At 70.1% G+C, this 21,898-nt stretch carries 18 protein-coding genes; 10 read left to right on the forward strand and 8 right to left on the reverse strand.

From position 1 onward, the window contains the following. The first annotated feature begins 150 nt into the window (after positions 1 to 150). Positions 151 to 1,404, forward strand: coding sequence for a sugar efflux transporter (locus ABD332_RS06265; protein WP_344500429.1), 1,254 nt, complete (start codon positions 151 to 153; stop codon positions 1,402 to 1,404). Here ABD332_RS06265 and ABD332_RS06270 read toward each other — a convergent pair. After that, on the reverse strand, positions 1,382 to 1,675 hold the full coding sequence (locus ABD332_RS06270) for a winged helix-turn-helix domain-containing protein (protein WP_344500431.1): 294 nt from the start codon (positions 1,673 to 1,675) through the stop codon (positions 1,382 to 1,384). The two genes, ABD332_RS06265 and ABD332_RS06270, sit on opposite strands and share 23 nt — an antisense overlap. Next, a complete protein-coding gene (locus tag ABD332_RS06275) occupies positions 1,672 to 2,136 on the reverse strand; it encodes a hypothetical protein (protein WP_344500433.1) in 465 nt (154 codons plus the stop codon). The genes ABD332_RS06270 and ABD332_RS06275 overlap by 4 nt, the downstream gene beginning before the upstream one ends. Positions 2,137 to 2,288: 152 nt before the next feature. Here ABD332_RS06275 and ABD332_RS06280 point away from each other — a divergent pair, with 152 nt between their 5' ends. Then, positions 2,289 to 3,080, forward strand: coding sequence for an SAM-dependent methyltransferase (locus tag ABD332_RS06280; protein ID WP_344500435.1), 792 nt, complete (start codon positions 2,289 to 2,291; stop codon positions 3,078 to 3,080). A 243-nt stretch (positions 3,081 to 3,323) separates the two neighbouring features. Then, on the forward strand, positions 3,324 to 5,108 hold the full coding sequence (locus ABD332_RS06285) for an EAL domain-containing protein (protein WP_344500437.1): 1,785 nt from the start codon (positions 3,324 to 3,326) through the stop codon (positions 5,106 to 5,108). Positions 5,109 to 5,226: 118 nt separating this feature from the next. Here the strand turns inward: ABD332_RS06285 and ABD332_RS06290 are convergent, their stop codons facing one another. The 4 genes from ABD332_RS06290 to ABD332_RS06305 form a co-directional block, all read right to left on the reverse strand. Then, the gene (locus ABD332_RS06290) at positions 5,227 to 5,475 is read right to left on the reverse strand and encodes a hypothetical protein (RefSeq protein ID WP_344500439.1); all 249 of its coding nucleotides are present in this window, start codon (positions 5,473 to 5,475) and stop codon (positions 5,227 to 5,229) included. Positions 5,476 to 5,485: 10 nt separating this feature from the next. Beyond that, the gene (locus tag ABD332_RS06295) at positions 5,486 to 6,232 is read right to left on the reverse strand and encodes an ABC transporter permease (RefSeq protein WP_344500441.1); all 747 of its coding nucleotides are present in this window, start codon (positions 6,230 to 6,232) and stop codon (positions 5,486 to 5,488) included. A gap of 124 nt (positions 6,233 to 6,356) precedes the next feature. Beyond that, on the reverse strand, positions 6,357 to 7,385 hold the full coding sequence (locus tag ABD332_RS06300; RefSeq protein WP_344500443.1) for a Bug family tripartite tricarboxylate transporter substrate binding protein: 1,029 nt from the start codon (positions 7,383 to 7,385) through the stop codon (positions 6,357 to 6,359). Positions 7,386 to 7,678: 293 nt separating this feature from the next. Next, positions 7,679 to 8,641, reverse strand: coding sequence for a LysR family transcriptional regulator (locus ABD332_RS06305; RefSeq protein ID WP_344500445.1), 963 nt, complete (start codon positions 8,639 to 8,641; stop codon positions 7,679 to 7,681). Positions 8,642 to 8,766: 125 nt separating this feature from the next. Here ABD332_RS06305 and ABD332_RS06310 point away from each other — a divergent pair, with 125 nt between their 5' ends. From ABD332_RS06310 to ABD332_RS06330, 5 genes are all read left to right on the forward strand, one after another. After that, entirely contained in the window at positions 8,767 to 9,768 is a 1,002-nt protein-coding gene (locus ABD332_RS06310; protein WP_344500447.1) for an ABC transporter permease, read from the forward strand. Positions 9,769 to 9,891: 123 nt separating this feature from the next. Further along, positions 9,892 to 11,646 carry an ABC transporter substrate-binding protein gene (locus tag ABD332_RS06315; RefSeq protein ID WP_344500449.1) on the forward strand — a complete coding sequence of 585 codons (1,755 nt, stop codon included), beginning with the start codon at positions 9,892 to 9,894 and terminating at the stop codon, positions 11,644 to 11,646. Positions 11,647 to 11,721: 75 nt separating this feature from the next. Beyond that, positions 11,722 to 12,699 carry an ABC transporter permease gene (locus tag ABD332_RS06320; protein ID WP_344500451.1) on the forward strand — a complete coding sequence of 326 codons (978 nt, stop codon included), beginning with the start codon at positions 11,722 to 11,724 and terminating at the stop codon, positions 12,697 to 12,699. After that, positions 12,696 to 13,724 carry an ABC transporter ATP-binding protein gene (locus ABD332_RS06325; RefSeq protein ID WP_344500453.1) on the forward strand — a complete coding sequence of 343 codons (1,029 nt, stop codon included), beginning with the start codon at positions 12,696 to 12,698 and terminating at the stop codon, positions 13,722 to 13,724. Before ABD332_RS06320 ends, ABD332_RS06325 begins: the two co-directional genes overlap by 4 nt. A 104-nt stretch (positions 13,725 to 13,828) precedes the next feature. Next, the gene (locus tag ABD332_RS06330; RefSeq protein WP_425552125.1) at positions 13,829 to 14,716 is read left to right on the forward strand and encodes an ABC transporter ATP-binding protein; all 888 of its coding nucleotides are present in this window, start codon (positions 13,829 to 13,831) and stop codon (positions 14,714 to 14,716) included. Here the strand turns inward: ABD332_RS06330 and ABD332_RS06335 are convergent. Beyond that, positions 14,704 to 15,420, reverse strand: a complete 717-nt coding sequence (locus ABD332_RS06335; protein ID WP_344500457.1) for a response regulator transcription factor — start codon at positions 15,418 to 15,420, stop codon at positions 14,704 to 14,706. The two genes, ABD332_RS06330 and ABD332_RS06335, sit on opposite strands and share 13 nt — an antisense overlap. A gap of 292 nt (positions 15,421 to 15,712) precedes the next feature. On the opposite strand from ABD332_RS06335, the gene ABD332_RS06340 reads away from it, so the two are divergent. Beyond that, complete coding sequence (locus ABD332_RS06340; protein ID WP_344500459.1) at positions 15,713 to 18,274, forward strand: collagenase; 2,562 nt, start codon at positions 15,713 to 15,715, stop codon at positions 18,272 to 18,274. A 65-nt stretch (positions 18,275 to 18,339) separates the two neighbouring features. Here the strand turns inward: ABD332_RS06340 and ABD332_RS06345 are convergent, their stop codons facing one another. Continuing rightward, on the reverse strand, positions 18,340 to 20,154 hold the full coding sequence (locus tag ABD332_RS06345) for an ABC transporter substrate-binding protein (protein WP_344500461.1): 1,815 nt from the start codon (positions 20,152 to 20,154) through the stop codon (positions 18,340 to 18,342). A gap of 365 nt (positions 20,155 to 20,519) precedes the next feature. Between ABD332_RS06345 and ABD332_RS06350 the strand changes: the two genes are divergently transcribed. Continuing rightward, a complete protein-coding gene (locus ABD332_RS06350; RefSeq protein ID WP_344500463.1) occupies positions 20,520 to 21,866 on the forward strand; it encodes an aminopeptidase P family protein in 1,347 nt (448 codons plus the stop codon). Positions 21,867 to 21,898 lie beyond the last annotated feature (32 nt).

Genomic DNA, 21,898 nt, shown 5'->3' on the forward strand with positions numbered 1-21,898 from the left:
TTTCGCCGCGAGGACACGCCTGGACTGCGGAGCGTGCGTCAGGGGTGACGGTGACGGTAGTGAGCCTGGTACGGTCCTCGGCGAGCCCGATACTGCATGGAGCATCATCGATGCAACTGTGGTGGGTGGTGCTGCCGTCGCGATCCAGGGATGTGGATGCAGATGGGCTTCGACGCGGGGCGTGTGGTCGGGACGAAGCTGCCGCACCTGCTGGTCTGCGTCCTGCTGCTGGGCATTGCCGACTCCATGATCGGGCCGTATCTGGTGTTGTTCGGTGCGGACCGGGCGCGCCTGTCTCCGCTGCAGGTTGGTGTATTCCTCTCCGTCATCGCCGTCAGCGGACTGTTCGTGACGTCCTGGCTCGGTCGCCGGTTCGACCGCGGTGCCGGCCGGTGGCCGGCGTTGGTCGCCGTGCTGGCGCCCGCCGTCGGGTACCTCGCGCTGAGCACGACCACCAGCTACGCCCTGCTGCTGGTCATCGGGGCGGGCCTGCTCGGCGCCGGCCTGGCGGGCTTCTCGCAGGTGTTCGCGCTGGCGCGTACCCACCTGGACCGGGCGTCCGGTGACGCGTCGGGACGCGGAACGCTGGCGCTGCGGTCGGTGTTCTCGTTGGCCTGGGCCATCGGCCCGATCCTCGGGTCAGCGGCGCTGGCGTGGCGGGGATACAGCGGCCTGCTGCTGCTGACATCCCTGGCGTTCGCGCTGATCGCGGCGCCGCTGCTGCTGCTGGGCCCGGCGCCGGTCACACCCCGGACCGCGCCGCAGTCGCGGGCGCCGTCCCGGTTGCGGCGGCCGGTGCTGCTGGTGGCGGCCAGTTTCATGCTGTTCAACACCGCGATGTGCGCCGGCTCGGTCGCGCTGCCGCTGTACGTCACGCGCACCCTGGGCCGGACCGACCAGGACGTGGGGCTGCTGGCCAGCACGGGCGCGCTGGCGGAGATACCGGCGGCGCTGAGCCTGATCCTGCTGCCGGCCCGGGTACCCCGGCAGCGGGTGATCCTGCTGGGCATGCTGCTGTTCGTCGTGTACTTCGTGCTCGTTTCGGCCGGCTCCAGCCTGCCGCTGCTGCTCGTCGCCCAGGTGGTTCGGGGCTTGGCCATCGCCGCGGTCAACGCGCTGGGTATCACGTACATGCAGGACCTGATGCCCGAGGCCACCGGCCGCGCGACCGCGCTGTTCGGCAACGCGTTCATCACCGCTTCGCTGGTTTCCGGCCTCGTCGCGGGTGCGACCGCGCAGGCTCTCGGCTACCGGGCGGCGCTGCTGCTGTGCGGGCTGATCAGCGCCGCGGGCTGCCTGCTGCTCATCAGCGCCCGGCAGCCGCCACGTGACGAACTCTTGGTCGTCCTGCACGATGTAGGGAGCGCCCCGGGGCTCGGGGTCAAGCCAGACCGGGATCGATGAGCGCCCGGAGTGCCGCGCAGTGTGCCGTGTAGGCCTTGCGGCCCGTGCGGGTCATCGAGAATGTCGTGCTCGCGCCGCGGCCGTGGCCGTCCTTGGCGGACTTGACGTACTCGGCGGCTTCCAGTGCCGACATCTGCTTGGACAGGTCGGAGTCGGTGAGTTGCAGCTGTTCCTTGAGGAACCGGAACGACACCGACGGTGCGTTGGCCAGGATCGCCATCGCCGCGAGCCGCTTGGGGACGTGGATGACCGGGTCGAGGTCGCCGATCACGCCAGCCGGTCCCGGACTCTGCCCGCGGCGACGGCGTACTTGCGCTCGTAGATGACGAGACCGGCGGTGACGAGCACGAAGGCGACCGCCGCGGCCGCCGGCACGCCGACGAACCACCAGGCCGGCGCGACCAGCGCCACGATGACCACGAGGCCGGCGAAGTAGCCGCGCCATACCGCGGCGATCTCCACGGGCGGCTTGCCGTGGCCGGGCATCGGGAGCGCCCCGTGCCGCCGGCGCATCCAGACCAGGAACAACACCTCGGCCGAGAGCAGGATCGCGAGCGAGGCGGCGAACAGTGCGCCGTTGTCCCGCCACCAGGTGAAGCATCCGATGAACGCGGCGGTCCACGCGCCGATGACCGGGGCATACCACCACGGGGTCGGCGGGTACTGGACGTAGGGCGCCGCCGCGGCGCGCTCCGCGAGGAGCAACTGGTCGCGTGCCTCTATACTTTCCATGTTGGAAACTATAGCGAGTACTTTCCAGTTTGGAAAGTTTGATGCCGGCTCCTCGAGTCGCCGCGGCCCGGATGCACCACTGAAGGTGACCTGTGTGTCACGCTGATGGATGGACGTGGCTGCAGAGGGGGTTGGCGGTGTTGCCGGAGTGGGTGCCTGATGGTGTCGACATCACCACGCCGAACGCGGCGCGGGTCTACGACTATGCGCTCGGCGGGTTCCACAACTTCGAGGTCGACCGGCGGTTCGCCGAGGACGCCGAGCGCGCCTGGCCGGGCGTCATCCAACTGGCGCACGACAACCGCGCGTTTCTGGGCCGGGCGGTGCGGTGGCTGGCCGGCAACGGGATCCGGCAGTTCCTGGACATCGGCTCGGGCATCCCGACGCTGGGCAACGTTCACGAGGTGGCGCAGTACGCGGCCGCGGACGCGAGGATCGTGTATGTCGACATCGACCCGGTCGCTGTCGCGCACAGCCAGCGGATCCTGGCCGGCAACCGGCACGCCACCGCCGTCCAGGGCGATGTACGGCGGCCGCAGGACATCCTCGGGCACCCCACGGTGACCGACCTGCTCGACTTCTCCAGGCCCATCGGCGTGCTGATGGTCGCGGTGCTGCACTTCATCGGCGGCCCGGACGACCCCGCGCGGATCCTGCGGGAGTTCGCCGACGCCACCGTGGCGGGCAGCTACGTCGCCGTCTCGCATTCAGTACCGGCGGAAGACGCCGCCGGGCAGGAGAACGTGCGACGGCTCTACCAGCGCACGCCGACGTCACTGCACGTGCGTACCCCCGCCGAAGTGGTCGGCCTGCTCGCCGGGTGGCAGGTGCTGGACCCCGGCCTGGTCCCGATCAGCGACTGGCACCCGGACCCGGAGGACGCGGACGATCCCGCACAGCGGTCGGCGTTCGGCGGGGTGGCCCGCAAGCTCAGCACCGGTTAGGTCCAGAGGTCGTTCACCCGTTCGGGTGGACGGGGTGGTACGCGACCCCGGCCGCGGTTCACACTGTGCATCCAGAGGACTCCCGTCCGCCACGAATGGCAAGGGCAGGTGCATGCGGCAGCCGAGGGCGGTACCCGCGAAGACCAGGCCCTGCACGAGGCGCTGCCCATCGTCGGCGACACGCGATGCCGGCGACCCGCGACCGGGGTTACGCCCGCGGTCGGGCGGGAGAAGTCGCGAGCTGTGACCGGCATTCAACCACGCCCTCAAGCCGACCCGCTGCGGGAGCCCGCCGGCGAGGTCACGCAGTTCGCGGCCGTCTGGGAGCGGAGCCTGCCCAGGACGAACTTCGTGCCCGGTGGGCGGGCCCGCCGCCTCCAGGTGCTCCAGACCTTGACCCGTCAGATGCTCACCGCGGTGACCGGCCCCGCGGCCGACCCGCAGGCCGGCTTCCGGGTCGGCCGCGACCTCGTCGACAGCGGCATGTCCGACCCGCAGATCATGGCGGCGAGCGTGCGCGTCCTGCGGCTGCGGCTCCTGACCGACCTCCGGATCACCGGACAGGACGCGGCGGACCGGCTCACCGTGCTGACCGACCAGTTGGCGCTCGGATTCGCCACCACGCTGCAGGACGTGATCCGCCGCGCGGCGGAGGACGTCGGCCGCGACGAACGCGTGGCGTGGCGCACCCACCAGCAGCACCTGCAGCAGCAGGTCCGGCACGCGTTGCTGCACGACCCGCTGACCGGTCTGCCGAACCGGGCGGCGTTCACCGCCTACCTCGAGGTCGTCATCGCCGGGAAACCGACCGCGCGGATCGGTGTGTGCCTGCTCAACATCCAGCGGTTCGGCGCCATCAACGACACGTTCGGCACCACCACGGCGGACCAGCTGCTGCAGCTCACCGCGCACCGGCTGCACGGCCTGGCCACCGGGCGCGACTACTACCTCGCCCACCTCGGCGCCGACACCTTCGCCCTGGCGGTCGAGGACACCACCGGCCCGGACGACGCCATCAAGGCCGCGGACGCCGCACTGCCGCTGCTGCGGCACCCGTGCCGGATCGACGGGCACGACCTGTCCGTCACCGCCATGGCCGGCATCGTGGAGCGCCCCGCCGCCCAGAGCAGCCCCGGCGACCTGCTCCGCGCCGCGGCGATGGCGTTGACCTGGGCGAGGCACGACAACCCGGCGGCGTCATGGACGCTGTTCGCGCCGGCCCGGGAAGCGCTCGACGTCCGTCGCCACCAGCTCACCCACGCACTGCCCGGCGCCGTGGGACGGGGCGAGCTCACCCTCACCTACCAGCCGATCATCCGGCTGCGCGACAACACCATCGTCGGCATGCACGCCACACCACGCTGGACCCATCCCGAGTTCGGGCCGGTGCCCGCGAGCGAGTTCCTCGACCTCGCCGAACGCGTCGGAGTCCTGATCCCGCTCGCCGCCCGGCTGCTGCGCGATGCCTGCGCCCGGGCCGCGACCTGGCAGAGCACCCCGGAGCCGCCGATGCTCAGCGTCGACTGCACCATCAGCCAGCTCCGTGACCCCACCATCCTCACCACCGTCACCGCGGCCCTGGACGCCAGCGGCCTGCCACCCGGCCGGCTCCAGCTCGCCATCGCCCAGGAGGCGCTGCACGACCTCAGCGACGACATCGCCTTCACGCTCGACGGACTGGCCCGCACCGGCATCCACGTCGCCGTCAACAACACCGGCGGCCCCGCCCACCTCGCCGAGTCCCCGGTCAGCACCGTCATCCTCGACCCGCGTCTCCTCGACGGCATCGACGCCTACCTGCCGACGTACCTGTTGAGCACGACGACGCTCGCCTGGCTCATCGCGATGTTCCACGACCTCGACCGCACCGTCACCGCCATCGACGTCGACCACCGCGACCAGCTCGAGGCCCTCAACGACGTCGGTTGCGACACCGCCCGCGGCGGCTACCTCGCACACCCCATGACGGGTACAGCGGCCGACCAGCTCTTCAACCCCAGCAACCGGCCACCGCCCACACCAAGGTGACGCCACGACACCCACCGACCCCGCCCGCCGCACCTCCGGATCCGCTGAGCGGTGCGGCGTGACACCCCTTGCCGGCGCGTAGCGGTCGCGGTGCCCCTTCATGACCGCCCGCCCCGGTTCATGTGGGTCGGCGGCAGTGGTAGACCAGCGCCGGCGGAAGGTTCGTCCACACCGTCCGGCTGGTGACGACCTCGTCGAACAGCGACTCGAGCGAGCGCAGCAGGTTGCGGGCCGCTCGGGTGTGGCGTGCGTGGACGTAGGCGAACGTGGTGAACGCGCCCTGCGGCGACAACGCCTCGACCACAGCGGACAGCAGGTCGCGCTGCCGGGCTTCGGTGAATGCCGCCCACGGCAGACCGCTGACCACGACGTCGCGCTCAGTTTGCCCCGCGGAGCCACCGTTCGATGCTGCTCAGGAGAACCTTGCCGGCGACCGCGATCACGGTGATCACGATCATCCCGGCGAGGACGCCGGTCGCGTCGAACGTCGCCTCCCCGTAGCGAACCAGCAGTCCCAGCCCCTGCCGGCCGCCGATGAACTCCGCCATGACCGCCCCGATCCAGGCGAGTTCGGCGGCCGAGCGCAGCCCGGCAACGATGCGCGTGGCGACGAGCGGCACGATCACCGTCGTGATCCGGGCGACGGCGCCCACCCCGAACAGCTCGGCTTCCTGGAGCATTCGCGCGTCGACGTCGCGGATGCCACTGAACGTGGCGAAGAACGTCGCGAAGAAGACCATGGCGATGACGGTCGCGACCTTCGAGGACGTGCCGAGCTCGAACCAGATGAACAGCAGGGTGACCAGGACGATGCTGGGAACGACGTTGGCGGCCCTGATCAACGGGCCGAAGAAGTCCGAGAGCGTGCGACTGGCGCCGACCAGGACGCCGCACGAGACCCCGGCGATCGCACCCACGCCGAAGCCGACGGCGGACTCCGACAGGGACGTCAAGATCTGCTTCCAGACGGAGCCGATCGGCGTGCCGACGGTGAACCACTCCACCAAGCGCTGCCAGACCGCAGCAGGTGTGCTGTAGAGGTAGGAGTCGAGCCAGTACATCCCGGCCAGCTGCCAGGCGGCGATCGCCATGGTCAAGGCGGCGAGTTGTGCCGATCGATTCACGACGCGACGACGTCGCGCCTGCCGGACAAGGTTTGCCCTGGCCGCCGCCACGCTTCCGGGTGCGATGGTCTGTCCTCGGCGCGCCGTCCGCATGCTGATGTTCATGAAGGCACTCCCTCAGCGCTCATCCGAGTCCCAGTTCTCGTAGCACCTTGGCGACACGGTCGTTCTCGCTCGCCACGAACGCGGCGAACTCGTCGCCGGCGATGAAGGCATCGGTCCAGCCCTTCGTGGCCAGCGCGACCTTCCACTCCGGCGAGTTGCGCATGTTCGTCACGAGGTCGACCAGCCGTTGCCGCTGCGCGGCGGTCAGACCGGACGTGGCAACGAGTCCTCGCCAGTTCGCGAAGACCAGGTCCACGCCCAGCTCCTTGAGCGTCGGTGCATCAAGGCCGCCGGTCCGCCGCGCCCCGGTCACCGCGAGGATCTTCACCTCACCGACCCTGGCCTGCTCGGCAACCTCACCGATGCCGGTGGCCGCGAAGGCGACCTTGTTGCCGAGCACCGCGGCCAGGAGTTCAGCGCCGCCGCCGAAGCTGACGAACTTGACGCTCTTCGGCGCCACGCCGACCGCCTGCGCCAGCAGCATGGGCATCAAGTGGTCCGGCCCGCCCGACGCCGACGCGCCACCGACGGGAACCCCTGCGGGATCCGCCTTCCAGGCCGTCACGAGATCCTGCAGGGTGTCGTACGGCGAATCCTTCGGCACCACCACCGCTTCCATCTCTTCGATGAGTCGCGCAACAGGCAGGGTGTCCATCAGGGTCACCTGTGACCTGTTGGTGTGGATGGCGCCGACGACGCCGAGCCCCATCTGCATGAGCAGGTTCTCGTCGCTCCCGTCGTCGACGACGCGCCGCAGCCCTGTCGTGCCGCCGGCGCCGGCGACGTTGAAGACCGTGACGTCCCGTGCCAGACCGGCGTCCTGCATGACTTTGGCCGCCGTGCGTGCCGTGGTGTCGTAGCCGCTGCCCGGGCTGTTCGGCACCAGAATCCTCAACCCGTCGACCGGCCGGCGGACAGCGCCGGAGGTGCCGTCGCCGACGCTTGCGTCACACGCCGATGTGATCACAGGGACAAGTGCCAGGACCGTGGCTGCCGCGACCCGGAGCCATCTCCGCTCGCCCAACTGAATTCCTTCCAGGTACAGCAATGGCGCAACGTGCGGTCGGGGTGGAGGCGGATTGCCGGGCACGGGTCGCGCGCGGGGCGTTCCGACGCGCATCGGAGTCTCACTGTGGTCGCGGGTGTGAGGTCATCACCGGCGGCATAATGTTTGGCTATGGGTTGACGTGCTGCACCTGCGCACGATCAGACCCCCGACATGGGGCGCCGGGTCGCCGAAGCCGTCACCGAGGTCGCCCAGTCGGTCGAATTGACCAGGACGGGCGTGGGCGAGGCGAGACGAGCAGCGCAAGCCTCGCCGAGGGCTCAGACGGGTGCGTCCTACTGCTGCAGGATCGGGTGTGTCTGGGGGTTGGCCTTCCACCAGCGCTCGAAGGCCGGGTTGTTCGGCACGTGATCGAGGAACGCGTGGGTGACCGCGCGGTAGAGCTGTTCGCATTCGGTGTGGCTGAACGCGTCGCGGCGCCAGATGACGAGGAGACGGGCGATCTGCGGTTCGCCGCGCAGGGGTAGGACGGCGGTGCCGGGCGGCTGGGGCCAGGTGGGGTCGACCAGCCGGACGCCGTTGCCGGAGCGGACCAAGGGCTGGCCGGCGCCGCTGGGAGCGTCGTAGCGGATGTCGGGCTCGAACCCGGCCGCGCGGCACGCCCGCCGCAGCGACGTGAGCGAGCCGTCGTCCGGACCCGGCGGCCCGACCCACCGCTCGTCACGCAGATCGGCCAGATCGACGCTGTCCTGCCCGGCGAGACGGTGGGACGCGGACAACGCGATGAAGATCGGATACCGGGGGATCAGGGTCCGGTTGGCCAACATCCCACCGAGCGGAATGTCGAACCCCTCCATGATCCCGATCAGGGCGGCGTCGAGCTGCCCATGCGTGACAGCGTCCACGAGCAGCCGCGACGACGGCTCGATCCGCAACGCGACCTCGGTGTCCGGAAACGCCTCCTTGACCCGGTCGACCAGGCTCGCGGCACACGCCAGGTGCACCGTGCCGAACCGGACGAACCCCGGCGCCCGGTGCGGCTCACGGAAGTCGTCGACAAACGCGTCGACCTCGTTCAGCACCACCCGGGCCCGACTCAGGACCCGCCGGCCGAGCTCGGTCGGCTCCACGCCCGCACGGCTCCGCACGAACAGCACCCCACCGAGCAACTCCTCGATCCGGTGCAACTGCGCGGTCAACGCCGGTTGGGACAGATTCAGCTGCGCCGCCGCGGCGGTCACACTACCCGCCTCGGCGATGACGCAGATCGCGCGCAGGTGCCGCACGTCAATGCCCATAGCGAAACATTATGCCGCCGACGATGACCCCGCACCGACAACCGCTGTGAGACTCCGACACGCACCGCACCGGACACCCCGGCACACAAACCCGCCTCCACCCCCGACTGTAAAGGGCGCCGCGAATGGACCCGATCGTCGTGGCCGCCGAAGGACCGCACCCCGGTCCACCAACCGACCGGCCCAGCACCGCCACCACCGCGGCGGCGGGCCGGTCACCCACCCGGATGGCACTCGGCCGGCTCCGTCGCGACCGGGTCGCGATGGTATGCGTCGGAATCGTCGTGCTGTTCGTGGCCGTCGCCGTCTTCGCGCCGGTGCTGGCGGCGCTGGAAGGCCAGAGTCCCACCGCGCTGCATCAGGACCTCATCGATGACTACGGCTTCCCGACCGTCGGGCCGAGCGCCGAGCACTGGTTCGGCGTCGAACCCCGTCTGGGCCGGGACCTGTTCGCCCGTTGGGTTTACGGCGCCCGGCCCTCGCTGCTGGTCGCCGGGGCGGCAACGCTCGTGGCCACGGTTGTCGGTCTGATCGCGGGCATGCTCGCCGGCTTCGTCGGCGGCTGGCTGGATCGGATCGTGTCCTGGCTCATCGATCTTGTGCTGAGCCTGCCGTACCTTCTCTTCGCCATCGCCACCCCGGCGGTGCTGCTGTCCGTGACCGGTGGCGCGGAGGCGCCGCCACAACAGGTGGCGAGGGTTCGCTTCATCTCCCTGATCGTCGTGTTGTCGTTCTTCGGCTGGGCCGGGCTTGCGCGGCTGGTGCGCGGGCAGGTGCTGTCGATGCGCGAGCTCGACTTCGTCGCCGCCGCGGCGGTCCTCGGCCTGCCGACCCGCACCGTGCTGTTGCGGGAGCTGCTGCCCAATCTCGTGGCGCCGGTCGTGGTGTCGGCGTCGCTCTCGCTGCCCGGCTACATCGTCGCGGAGGCCGGTCTGACCTTTCTCGGGGTCGGGCTCACCGAGCCCACGCCGTCGTGGGGCGTCACCGTCGCGGCGGCCCAGAACTACTACCGCGCCGATCCGCTGTACCTCTGGCTGCCCGTGCTCGGCATCACCACGCTCGTGCTCACCCTGAGCCTGCTCGGCGACGCCGTCCGGGACGCCTTCGACCCGAAGACGCACCGCTGACCGCACGCAGAGCCCGAATGCGCACCGCTGACCGCACGCAGAACCGGCAGGCGCACCGCTGATCGCATACATCCCGCAGGCGCACCGCTGGCCGCACACATCCCGCAGAAATCGAGGCATTGCATGAAGCACGTCAGATCGGTCGTGGTGGTGGCCGCCGTGATGGCCGCCGCGGCCACCGGTTGCGGAAGTCCGTCGTCGAAGCGGACCTCCGCGGACGACGGCAGGTCGACCATCGCCACCGACAAGGTCATCATGGACCGCGACGCCAAGGGACCCGCGAAGGATGCCCCGGGGGCTCGCAAGGGCGGCACGATCACCGTGTACTCCCAGCCGACACCCAACACCTTCGACCCGACCGACACGTACTACGTCGACGCCAACGAGATCGACAAGCTGGTCTTCCGTACCCCCACCCAGTTCGACATCCGCCCGAACGGCGACGCGGTGCTCGTCTCCGATCTCACCGATCTCGGCACCGTGTCGGCCGACAAGCTCACCTGGACGTTCCGGTTCCAGCGCGGAATCAAGTACGCCGACGGCAGCGAGGTCAAGGTCGAGGACCTCGCGTACGCCATCAAGCGGTCCTTCGCGCACGATGTGTACCCCAACGGGCCGACGTACCAAATGACCTACTTCAAGGACGGCGACCCGGCGAAACCCGGTGCGTACAAGGGCCCATACACCAGCGGCGACACGTACGCCGGCGTCGAGACCCCCGACCCGGGCACGCTCGTCATCCATCTCGCGCAGCCGTTCCCGGACCTGCCGTTCTACATGAGCTACCCGCTGTTCACGCCGATTCCCAAGGCGAAGGACACCCGCCAGGACTACAAGAACAAGCCGATGGCGACCGGGCCGTACGAGTTCGACAGCTACACCCCCGGGGCGCAGCTCAAGCTCAAGCGCAACCCGAACTGGGACGCGAACACCGACCCGGCCCGGCACCAGTACGTCGACGGCTGGGACTTCAAGTTCGGCGAGCAGGACGTCAAGACCCAACAGCAGGTGCTCAACAGCAACGGCGCCGACGCCAACGCGCTGAACTACCAGAACATCGACGCCTCACTGGTGCCGCAGCTGACCGGTGCCAAGGCCGGCCAGCTGCTGCGGGGCGCCAGCCCCTGCCACCAGATGACCCAGCTGGACTCGCGCAAGATCCCGCTCGAGGTCCGCAAGGCGATCGCCGTCGCCTACCCGTACGACCAACTGTGGAAGGCCTCCGGGTTCAACGACTACGGTCAGCAGGCATCCAGCACCATCATGCCGCCGAGCGTCCCCGGCTACCGTGCCTACCAACCGCTGCCGGGCCTGTCCGGCAAGGGCGCCGGCGACCCCGCCGCGGCGAAGAAGATGCTCACCGACGCCGGCAAGCTCAACTTCGAGGTGAGCTGGTACTACGACAACACCAAGCCGCTGACCCAGCAGACCACGCAGATCCTGTCCGACGCGCTGACCGCTGCCGGGTTCACCGCCAAGCCGATCGGCGTCTCCACCGCCGAGCTGCGCGGCAAGGTCGGCGACTACAACGCCCCGACGAACCTCGGCGCCTCGCCGGCCGGCTGGTGCTCCGACTGGCCCTCCGGCAGCAGCTGGTTCCCGGTGCTGTTCCAGACGCACAGCATCGCCGACGGCCAGAGCCTCGGCATGCTCACCGACAAGGACCTCGACGCCCAAATCAACGCGATCGCCGCGCTCCCGCCGGACGAAGCGGTCGGCAAGTGGGCAGACCTGGACCGGGAGATCATGAGCCGCTACGTCCTGCTCCCGCGGTACTACTTCAAGGTCGCCGTCGTGATCGGCACCAACATCGGCGGTGCGCTCGTCGACTCCACCATGGGCATGCCGAACTACAAGAGCATGTTCCTCAAGGGCTGACCGCCACCCGATCCCGGGCCCGGTCAGGCGTTCAACTCGTCGGGCCGGGCCTGGCAGCCACCCAGGCAGGACACCGTGCTGTTGTACATCCTCAAACGGCTCGTCAGCGCCGTCTGTGTCATCGTGGCCACCCTCGTGGTGAGCTTCGCCCTGTTCTTCGTCGCGCCAACCGACCCGGCCGCCGCGATCTGCGGAAACCGCTGCACGCCGCAGCGGGTCGCCGAGATCACGCACAGTCTCAGTCTCGACAGACCGGTCGCGGTGCAGTTCCGTGACTACGTCGCGGGCATCGCCGTAGGCCGGGACTTCATGATCGGCGGTACCGTCGTGCACTGCTCGGCGCCGTGTCTGGGCTATTCGTACACGCTCGGGCAGCCCGTGACGACCCTGCTCGCCCAGGCCGTGCCCGTGACGCTGTCGATCGTCGTCGGTGCGGCCGTCGTGTACCTGAGCGTCGGCGTGCTCGCCGGGACGTATGCCGCGCGCCGGCGCGGCACATTCATCGATCGCGCCACCGTCGGAGTCACCCTCACGGTGAGCTCGGTGCCCTACTTCGTGGTCGCGTTGATCGTCGCCCTGTACGCGACCGCACTGCCGCGCTCGGCCTACCACGCGCTGCTGGACGATCCGCTCGCCTGGGCCGGCGGGCTCAGCGCCGCGTGGCTCACGCTCGGGCTCGCCAACGCCGCCGCGTACACCCGCTACTCCCGCGCCGCGATGGTCGACATTCTCAGCGAGGACTACCTGCGTACCGCCCGGGCCAAGGGCGCCTCGCCGCGCCGGGTCGTCTACCGGCACGGCCTGCGAGCCGCGCTGACACCGGTCGCCACGATCTTCGGCCTGGATCTGGCGCTGCAGCTGACCGGTGCGATCTTCACCGAGAGCATCTTCGGCCTGCCCGGGCTCGGCGTGCTCACGCTGCGCGCCTTCAATCAGTTCGACCTGCCCGTGCTCATGGGCGGTGTCCTGGTCGGCGCCGTGGTGCTGGTCGCCATGAACCTCCTGGTCGACCTGCTGTACACGGTGCTCGACCCGAGGGTGCGGCTGGCATGACTGATCCGTTCGTTCAAGTGCGGGACCTGACCGTGCGGTTCCCGGTTGCCGGCAGCATGGTCCGCGCCGTCCAAGGCCTCAGTTACGACGTGGAGCTCGGCCGCACGCTGGCCATCGTGGGCGAGTCCGGCTCCGGCAAGAGCGCCTCCAGCCTGGCCCTGCTCGGGCTGCATGACCGGCGGCGCAGCATCATCACCGGCTCAGTCAGGATCGGCGGTCGCGAGTTCATCGGCATGCCGGAAGAGCAGCTGCGCCACCACCGCGGCAACACCGCCGCGATGATCTTTCAGGATCCGCGAGCCAGCCTCCATCCGTACCTCACGGTCGGCTACCAGATCGCCGAGGCCTACCGGCTGCACCACCGCACGACCCGGCGGGCCGCCCGCGCGCACGCCGTCGACATGCTCGGCCGGGTCGGGATCGCCAACCCGGCCCGGCGCGCCGGCGACTTTCCTCATGAGTTCTCTGGTGGCATGTGCCAGCGCGTCATGATCGCCATGGCGCTGGTCAACGACCCGAAGCTCCTCATCGCCGATGAACCGACCACGGCGCTGGACGTCACCGTCCAGGCGCAGATCCTCGGGCTCATCGCGGGCCTGCGCGACGAGTTCGGTTCGGCGGTCATCCTCATCACCCACGACCTCGGTGTCGTCACCGATGTGTGTGACGACGTCCTGGTCATGTACGCGGGCCGCAGTGTCGAGCACGGACCTGTGCGCAGCGTCCTGGGCAGCCCGACCCATCCGTACACCTGGGGCCTGCTGGAGAGCCTGCCCTCGCTGTCCGGACCGGCGGGTGGCCGGCTGCACCCGATCCCGGGCGCGCCGCCTGACCCGCTGGAGGCGCTGCCCGGCTGCCCGTTCCATGCGCGGTGCGAGTATCACGCGCGGGTCGCCGGCGACCGTTGCCGCACGGTGCTGCCCGACCTCGCCGTTCGCGCCGGCGACGGCGCCCATCGTTCCCGATGCCATCTCACCGCTCCCGCCGCGGTCTTCGCCGGCGAGATCGCGCCCCGTCTGATCTGAGCGCCCGAAAGGTTGACACCGTGCCCGACGTACCGTTGCTCGAGGTTCGAGACCTCGTCAAACAGTTCAGTGCGCGACCCGGCGGCCGGCGCACGGTCACAGCGGTGGACGGTGTCGCGTTCGACCTGCGTCCCGGCGAGACGCTCGGCCTGGTCGGCGAGTCGGGCAGCGGCAAGTCGACCATCGGCAAGCTCGTGACCCGGCTGCTCCGCCCGGATCGTGGCGAGATCCGGCTCGCCGGGCGCGACATCTCGACGCTGTCCGGGCGGGCCATGCGCCCGTTCCGGCGCGACGTCCAGCTGGTCTTCCAGGATCCGTACTCCTCGCTCAACCCGCGCCACACGGTCGGCGACATCCTCGGCACGGCGCTGCGGGTCCACGACACGGTGCCCAGATCGCAGGTTGCGCATCGGATCCGGGAACTGCTCGGTCAGGTCGGCCTCGACCCGGCCCATGCCGGCCGCTACCCGCACGAGTTCTCCGGCGGGCAACGGCAGCGCATCGGCATCGCCCGCGCGCTCGCGGTCGGGCCGCGGCTCATCGTCGCCGACGAGCCGGTGTCGGCGCTCGACGTGTCGATCCAGGCGCAGGTGATGAACCTGCTGGAGGACCTGCGCGCCGAGCTCGGCCTGGCGTTCCTGTTCATCTCCCACGATCTCGCCGTGGTGCGGCACTTCTGCGACCGGGTCGCCGTGCTGTACATGGGCCGGATCGTGGAGATCGGCGCCCGCGAGCAGATCTACGCCGACCCGCGGCATCCGTACACGCAGACCCTCATGGCCGCGGTCCCGGACATCGCCTGGCTGCGCGGGGGGAGCCCGCGACGCATCCGTGTCCCGTCGGCGTCCCCGGTCGCCGCGGAGGCGGGCGCGCAGCGGTCGGGATGCCGGTTCCGGGCGCGCTGCCCGGTGGCCGCACCGGTGTGCGCCTCGTCGGAACCGGCGCTCACACTTCGTGCCGGCGGGCACCGGGCGGCCTGTCACATCCGGTGATGCTGGACCCCACGGTCGGCGGCGTGCAGTGACACGCCCTTGCCGCGGACCGTGTGCAGGTAGCGCACCGGCGCCGCCGGCTCACCGAGCTTGGCGCGCAGCCGGTGCACCAGCACGTCGATGCCGTTGATCGACGTCGTCCCGCCGCGGCCGAGCCGGGTCCGCAGGACGGTGCGGGACACCACGCGTCCGGGATGCTCGGCGAGGCACGCCAGGAGGTCGAACTCGCTGCGGGTGACGGCGACCGGCACGCCGTGCAGTGACACCCGGCGCTCGGCGACGTCGACCCGCAGGGCGCCGACGACACAGGGCGCCGGTGGCGGCGCGGCCGGCACCCGGCGCAGCAACGCACCGACCTTCGCGTCCACCACCGCCGGCTGAGCCGGCTTGGGCAGGTAGCCGTCCGCGCCACCGCGCAGGGCCTGGAGCACCTGCTCCTCGGGACACTCCGCCGTGTGCAGCATGACCGGCCGGCGGGATCCGAGGCACATCAACCGCAGCAGCAGCAATCCGTCCACCGTCGGCAGGAACGGGTCGATGAGCACCACGTCGGGCCGTTGGTGGGTGTGGCAGGTGAGGTCGGCCAGCACCCGGCCGGCCGCGTGCAGCGACACGTCCGACACGACGTGTCCGTACTGGGCCAGCTCACTGGCCAGGGCCCGCCGGTATGCGGAGTCCTCGTCGATGAGCAGGAGGTTCGCCACGTTAGCCATCCGAGGTCGGGGTCCGAACGTCCGCAGAATTTCACGTCGAAGGCCTCGATCCCCATAGCCGGCACCATAGCGTCCACTGATCGCAGCGGCTCGCCCCGCGGCTCGGCCGGCGCCGTAAAGGTTGCCGAAAGCTGGCGCCCCACCGAACCTGACTGTCCCATGTGGACCGGTTGTCGCCGATCTCCCGCGCTGGTTAGCGTCCAGCGCCGAGCAACACATCGAAGCATGTAATCACGTGACCTGTGGTCCGTGCTTCGGCTCGCCAAACCCCCAAGGAGATCGCATGACCACAAGCCAGCTCCGGCGAAGAATCGCCCGGCTGTCCGGCGCCGCACTGCTGCTCGCTCTCGCGGGCGGACTGACGGCGGTGCCGGCGGCCGCGGGCCCCGCCTCACCTTCCGGTGCGGCGGCCGCCTCGGCGAGCACGACCAAGGCACCGCCCGCCGCGGCCGACCTCGCCACCACCGACCGGCACCTCGACAGGCAGGCGCAGCCGGTGAACCGCCGGGCGCCGCAACCGGCCGCGAACACGGTCACCCGCACCGACTACGACCGGCCGGCCGCCACCGTCCGCCAGTCCCGCCCGTCGGACCGCGCTTCGCTCGCGGCGGCCGCCTGCAACACCTCCGACTTCACCAGCCGGACCGGATCCGCGCTGGTGAGCCAGATCAAGTCGTCGTCGGTGGACTGCATCAACAGCCTGTTCAGCCTCTCCGGCAGCGACGCGTACAACGCCTTCCGCGAGGCGCAGATGGCCAGCGTCGCGTACGCGGTGCGGGACGGCGCATCCAGCTACCCGGGCAACTCCAGCACGGGGATGCCACAGCTGGTGCTCTACCTGCGCGCCGGCTACTACGTGCAGTGGTACGACACCTCTGTCGGCACCTACGGCACATCACTGCAGACGGCGATCCGGTCCGGCCTGGACGCGTTCTTCGCCGGCTCGCGCGCCTGGGACGTCACCGACGCCAACGGCGAGACCCTCGCCGAGGCGGTCACGCTGATCGACAGCGCGCAGGAGAACGCACGGTACCTGTACGTCGTGAACCGGCTCCTGACCGGCTACAACTCGTCGTACAACGCGTCGTGGTACATGCTCAGCGCCGTCAACAACGTCTACACGGTGCTCTTCCGGGGCCACCAGGTGCCCGCGTTCGTCACCGCGGTGCAGTCCGACCGCACCGTGCTGAACAACCTGTACAACTTCGCGTCGGGCCACCTCGACCTGCTCGGCACCGACAACGCCTACCTCACCTCCAACGCGGGCCGGGAGCTCGGCCGGTTCCTGCAGGAGACCGCGCTGCAGCCCACCGTCCGGCCGCTGGCCGGCGGGCTGCTGTCCAGCAGCAGCATGACCGGCCGCACCGCGCCGCTGTGGGTCGGCGTGGCCGAGATGACGCAGTACTACGACGCGGCGAACTGCAGCTACTACAACACCTGCAACCTCTCCGCCCGGCTGTCCAGCTCGGTGCTGCCGATCAACTACACCTGCAGCGCGTCGATCAGGATCGTCGCGCAGAGCATGACCTCGTCCGAGCTCAGCCAGTCGTGCAGCAGCCTGTTGTCGCAGGACGCGTACTTCCACGGCGTGGTCGCCGACAGCGGGCCCGTCGCCGGCGACGTGAACTCGGACATCGAGGTCGTGGTGTTCGACTCCAGCACCGACTACCAGACGTACGCCGGCGCGATCTACGGCATCGACACCAACAACGGCGGCATGTACCTGGAGGGCACCCCGTCCGACCCCAACAACCAGGCGCGGTTCATCGCCTACGAGGCCGAGTGGGTCCGGCCCGTGTTCCAGATCTGGAACCTCAACCACGAGTACACGCACTTCCTCGACGGTCGCTTCGACATGTACGGCGACTTCAACGCCAACGTCACCACGCCGACCATCTGGTGGATCGAGGGCTTCGCCGAGTACATCTCGTACTCGTACCGCAACGTGGCCTACACCTCCGCGCAGACGCAGGCCGGCTACCACACCTACACGTTGCGTACGCTGTTCGACACCACCTACAGCAATGACCAGACCCGTATCTACAACTGGGGTTACCTGGCCGTCCGGTACATGCTCCAGTCGCACCGCGCCGAGATGATGACCCTCCTCGGCTACTACCGGACCGGTGCGTACACCACCGCCCGCAGCTACCTGACCAGCACCATCGGCAGCCGGTACGACACCGACTTCGACGCGTGGCTGACCCGCTGCGCCGCCGGCGACTGCGGCGGCAGCACCACTCCGCCCACCAACCAGCCGCCCACGGCCTCGTTCACCGTCGCCACCAGCGGACTCACCGCCACCTTCACCGACCGCTCCACCGACAGCGACGGCAGCATCGCGTCGCGCCAGTGGACCTTCGGTGACGGCACCACCTCCACCGCCGCCAACCCGAGCAAGACCTACACCGCGGCCGGCACCTACACGGTCACCCTGAAGGTCACCGACAACCAGGGCGCCACCGCCACGACGACCCAGTCGGTCTCCGTGTCCACCGGCGGCGGCACCACCCTGCCGGAGTGCACCGGATCCGACACGCGCGTCCTCGACCGCAACTGCCAGCGCTCGGCGCGGTCGGCGACCGCCGGCAACTACAACTACCTGTACATGTACCTGCCGTCCGGCGTCACGACCCTCACCATCGCCGCCAGCGGCGGAACCGGCAACTGCGACCTGTACTACAGCCCGACCAGCTGGGCGACGACCACCAACTACTCCCGATCCTCCACCGGCAGCACCAACGCCGAAACACTCACCATCACCAACCCGCCCGCCGGTTACAACTACATCAGCCTGTACGGCCGGACCGCCTGCTCCGGCGTCACGGTCAGCACCCGCTACTGACCGGCATCCGTTTCACGAGGCTCCCCGCGCCGCACCCGGCGCGGGGAGCCTCCCCGTGTGGCCGGTCAGGAAAGGTACAGCGCGCACAGATCCGGCTGGCCGAACTGCGGGTGGATGAAACCGTTGCGGACGTTCGCGCCGGCCATCCGCAACGCCTTGATGTAGAACACGGGGATGCTGACGGCCTGGGCTTGGATCGCTTCGTCCAACGCGCCCCACAACCGGTACTGGCGCTCCAGGTTCGACTCGGCCAGCGCCTCGTCGATCATGGCGTTGATCCGCGGGTCGTTGAAGTTGGCGTAGTCGGTGTTGCCCGTGGAGCCGTCCCTGGGCAGGTTCCGGCCGTCGAACTGCGGCGGGATCACCGCCGAGCCGTTCGGCCAGTCCGGCACCCAGCCGGCCCACATCATGTCGTTGCCGTTGGCGGGGTCACCGATACCGGTCGAGTAATACGACTGGGACGGGTACGGCCTACGGACCACCTCGACACCGATGCGCTGATACGACTCCACCACCGTGCTGATCGCCCGCGCGACGTCGCTGGAGTTCGGATACGCCAACCGGATGCGCGCCGGGCACGGCCGGCCGGTCGCCGCCGCCTGCTGGAGCAACCGCAGCGCACGCTCCGGGTCGCCGTCCGGATTCGCCGCCGAACCGTAGAGATCGAACGCCCGGTGCGACTTCAACTGCGGCGCCAGCATGGTCGTCGCGAACTCCCCGACGACGAAGCCGCCCAGCGAGGCCCGCAGCCGCCGCTTGTTCAACGCGTAGGTGAGCGCCTGCCGGCAGGCGAGGTCCGGCAAGGTGCGGGTGTTGAGGGCGAAGTACCGCACCCCGCCGGTGCTGCCGATGACCGCGCGGCCGGCCAGTACCGGATCGTTGATGATCTGCTGGACGAAGTTCGGTGCGGCGTCCCGGTCGATCGCGATCGTGTCCGCCCACGCGCCGTCGCTGTCGATGAGGCTCGCGGTCACCGCCGTGGTGTCGTTGCGCCAGGTGACCACCACGCGATCCGGGTGCGCGCCGCGAACGGTGTCGGTGCCGCGGTGCCAGAACGGATTGCGGGTCAGCACCAGCTCCTGCGCCGTCGCCGACTCGATCTTGTACGGTCCGTTGGAGTAGGGCCGCCGGTCGTAGGCCTCCCCGGTGTCCTTCGTGGCGGGCACCGGCGCGAACACCGACAGCGCGACGGCGTACCCGAAGTCGCCGACGGGCTGCTTGAGGTGGAAGCGGATGCTCTGCGACGTCAGGCATTCGACGGAGCGCAGGCCCGCGCTGTCGCCGCCGGTCGTGAACGGGCCGGTGTACGGCTTCGGATTCGGTTGCAGGTACTGGCCGGGATACTTCGCCCCGTCGTCGAACTGCGGCGCGAAGCTGCGCTGGATGCCGTACTTCACGTCGGCGCACGTCACCGGGGTGCCGTCCTCCCACCGCACGTCGTCCTTGAGCGTGAAGTCCCAGACCTGATTGCGCTCGCTCGGCCGGCCCGCGTCCGTGGCCAGGTCGCCGACGACCTCGCTCGCGGCCGCCCCCGGCACCGACCTGAACGTCGTCAGCGTCCGGGTGAGCAGCCGGCTCACGTTGGCCTCGGTGACGGCGTACACCCGTTGTGGGTCGAGATGCGCCAGCGCCCCACCGATCACCACGTGCAGGGTTCCGCCGTCGTGGGGCACGAGCTCCCGCCCGCCGCCGTCGTCCTGGCACGCGCCGAGCGCGAGCGCTGCGACGAGCACGAACCCGATCCCGGGTCGGGTCGTGCCGCCGGTCGGCGGCCGGCCGGCCGGGAACGGCGTGCCCGGCGGCGGGTCGGTTCGTGCTCGGACCGGTGCTGGTAGGACCGGCGGGACGGTTGCCGACGGTTTCGGGTGCGGCAGCTGCATGGCGACCCCTCGATTGGACCGGGCCGATACGGCCCGCGTGGGTTTAGCCCCCGTGCAGCGTGCGATGTTATCTGTAACATATTACAGTGTCCATGCTTGGGCCCGGCTCGGTGACACGTGGACGCGGCCGGAGGCCGAACCGGTGCGACCGCGCGCTGCCATAGCGAACTTCTATGCCTCGGCTGATGAGTCGCCCGGCACCGGCGGTGCGACTCTGGCTGCACGCCTGCCGCGTCAGCCGCGAGTCGGACCAGCGGAGCGCAGGCCGTCCAGCGCCACCGACCCCGTAGAAGGACCTCGTGACACAGCCGCCGCTGCGTACCGGCAGCCATGACCTAGCCGTCAGCCGAACATTGGCCGAGTTCATGCGAACCGGCTGGGCGGACACCGAGCGGGCCGACCTACCGGCCGACCCGGTCGCGCCGTTCACCCGAGCACGTCGGGAGCGGCTCCACGCCCAGTTCGCCGGCCATCGCCTCCTCGTGCCCGCCGGCGGTGACCTGCGCCGCAGCAACGACACCGACTTCCGGTTCCGCCCGCACTCCAACTACACCTGGCTCACCGGCGATCAGACCTCCGACGGGGTCCTGGTCATCTCGCCGGACGGGTCCGCCACGCTGTTCCTGCGCCCGCGCAGCGACCGTAAGGACGACGAGTTCTACCGCGACCGTCGCTACGGCGAGCTGTGGAACGGCCGGCGTCCCACGCTGCTGGAAACCGCGCGGCGCTGCGACATTCCCACCCGGCACATCACCGAGCTGGAGCACGAGCTGCGGTTGTCCGCGCCGACGCTCGTCCTGCGCGACGTCGATCCGCGCGTCGACCGGCTCGTTCCGGCGGACGGCAGCGGCGCCGACGCCGAGTTCGCCGCGGCGCTGGACGAGCTGCGCCTGATCAAGGACGACTGGGAGATCGCGCAGCTGGAGCACGCGGTCGCCGCGACCACCCGCGGGTTCGAGGACGTGGTCCGGGCCTTGCCGCAGGCACGTGACACGTCGGAGCGATACCTGGAAGGCGTCTTCTGGACGCGGGCGCGCGTGGAGGGCAACGACGTCGGATACCACTCGATCGTCGCGGCCGGCGCCCACGCGACGACGCTGCACTGGACCAGCAACGACGGCCCGGTTCGCGACGGCGACCTGCTGCTGCTCGACGCGGGCGTCGAGACCCGCACGCTGTACACCGCCGACATCACGCGGGTCCTGCCGATCTCGGGACGGTTCACCCCGCTGCAACGCGACCTGTACGAGCTGTGCCGGCGGGCCAACGATGTGGCCTTGTCCTGCCTGCGCCCCGGCGCACCGTTCCGCGCCTTCCACCGGGCGGGCATGGCGGTGCTGGCCCAGGGCCTGGAAGACCTCGGGGTCCTGCCGTGCACGGCCGCCGAGGCGCTCGAGGAGGAGTCCGGCGTCCACCGCCGGTGGACCCTGTGCGGATCCGGACACATGCTCGGCCTGGACGTCCACGACTGTGCGCTGGCACCCGCCGACCGGTACCTCGACGGGGTGCTCGAACCGGGGCACGTCCTGACCGTCGAACCGGGCCTGTACTTCCAGCCTGACGACGAGCTCATCCCGGTTGAACTGCGGGGCATGGGATTCCGTATCGAGGAGGACATCCTCATCACCTCCGACGGCCACCGGGTCCTGTCGGCCGACCTGCCGCGCACCGCGGCGGATGTCGAGTCGTGGATGCACCGCACAGCCGCCTGACGCACGGGCGTCCGCCGAGACCTTTCCGTGGG

The organism is Dactylosporangium maewongense (genome assembly GCF_039531485.1).
In the GTDB taxonomy this organism is placed as follows: domain Bacteria; phylum Actinomycetota; class Actinomycetes; order Mycobacteriales; family Micromonosporaceae; genus Dactylosporangium; species Dactylosporangium maewongense.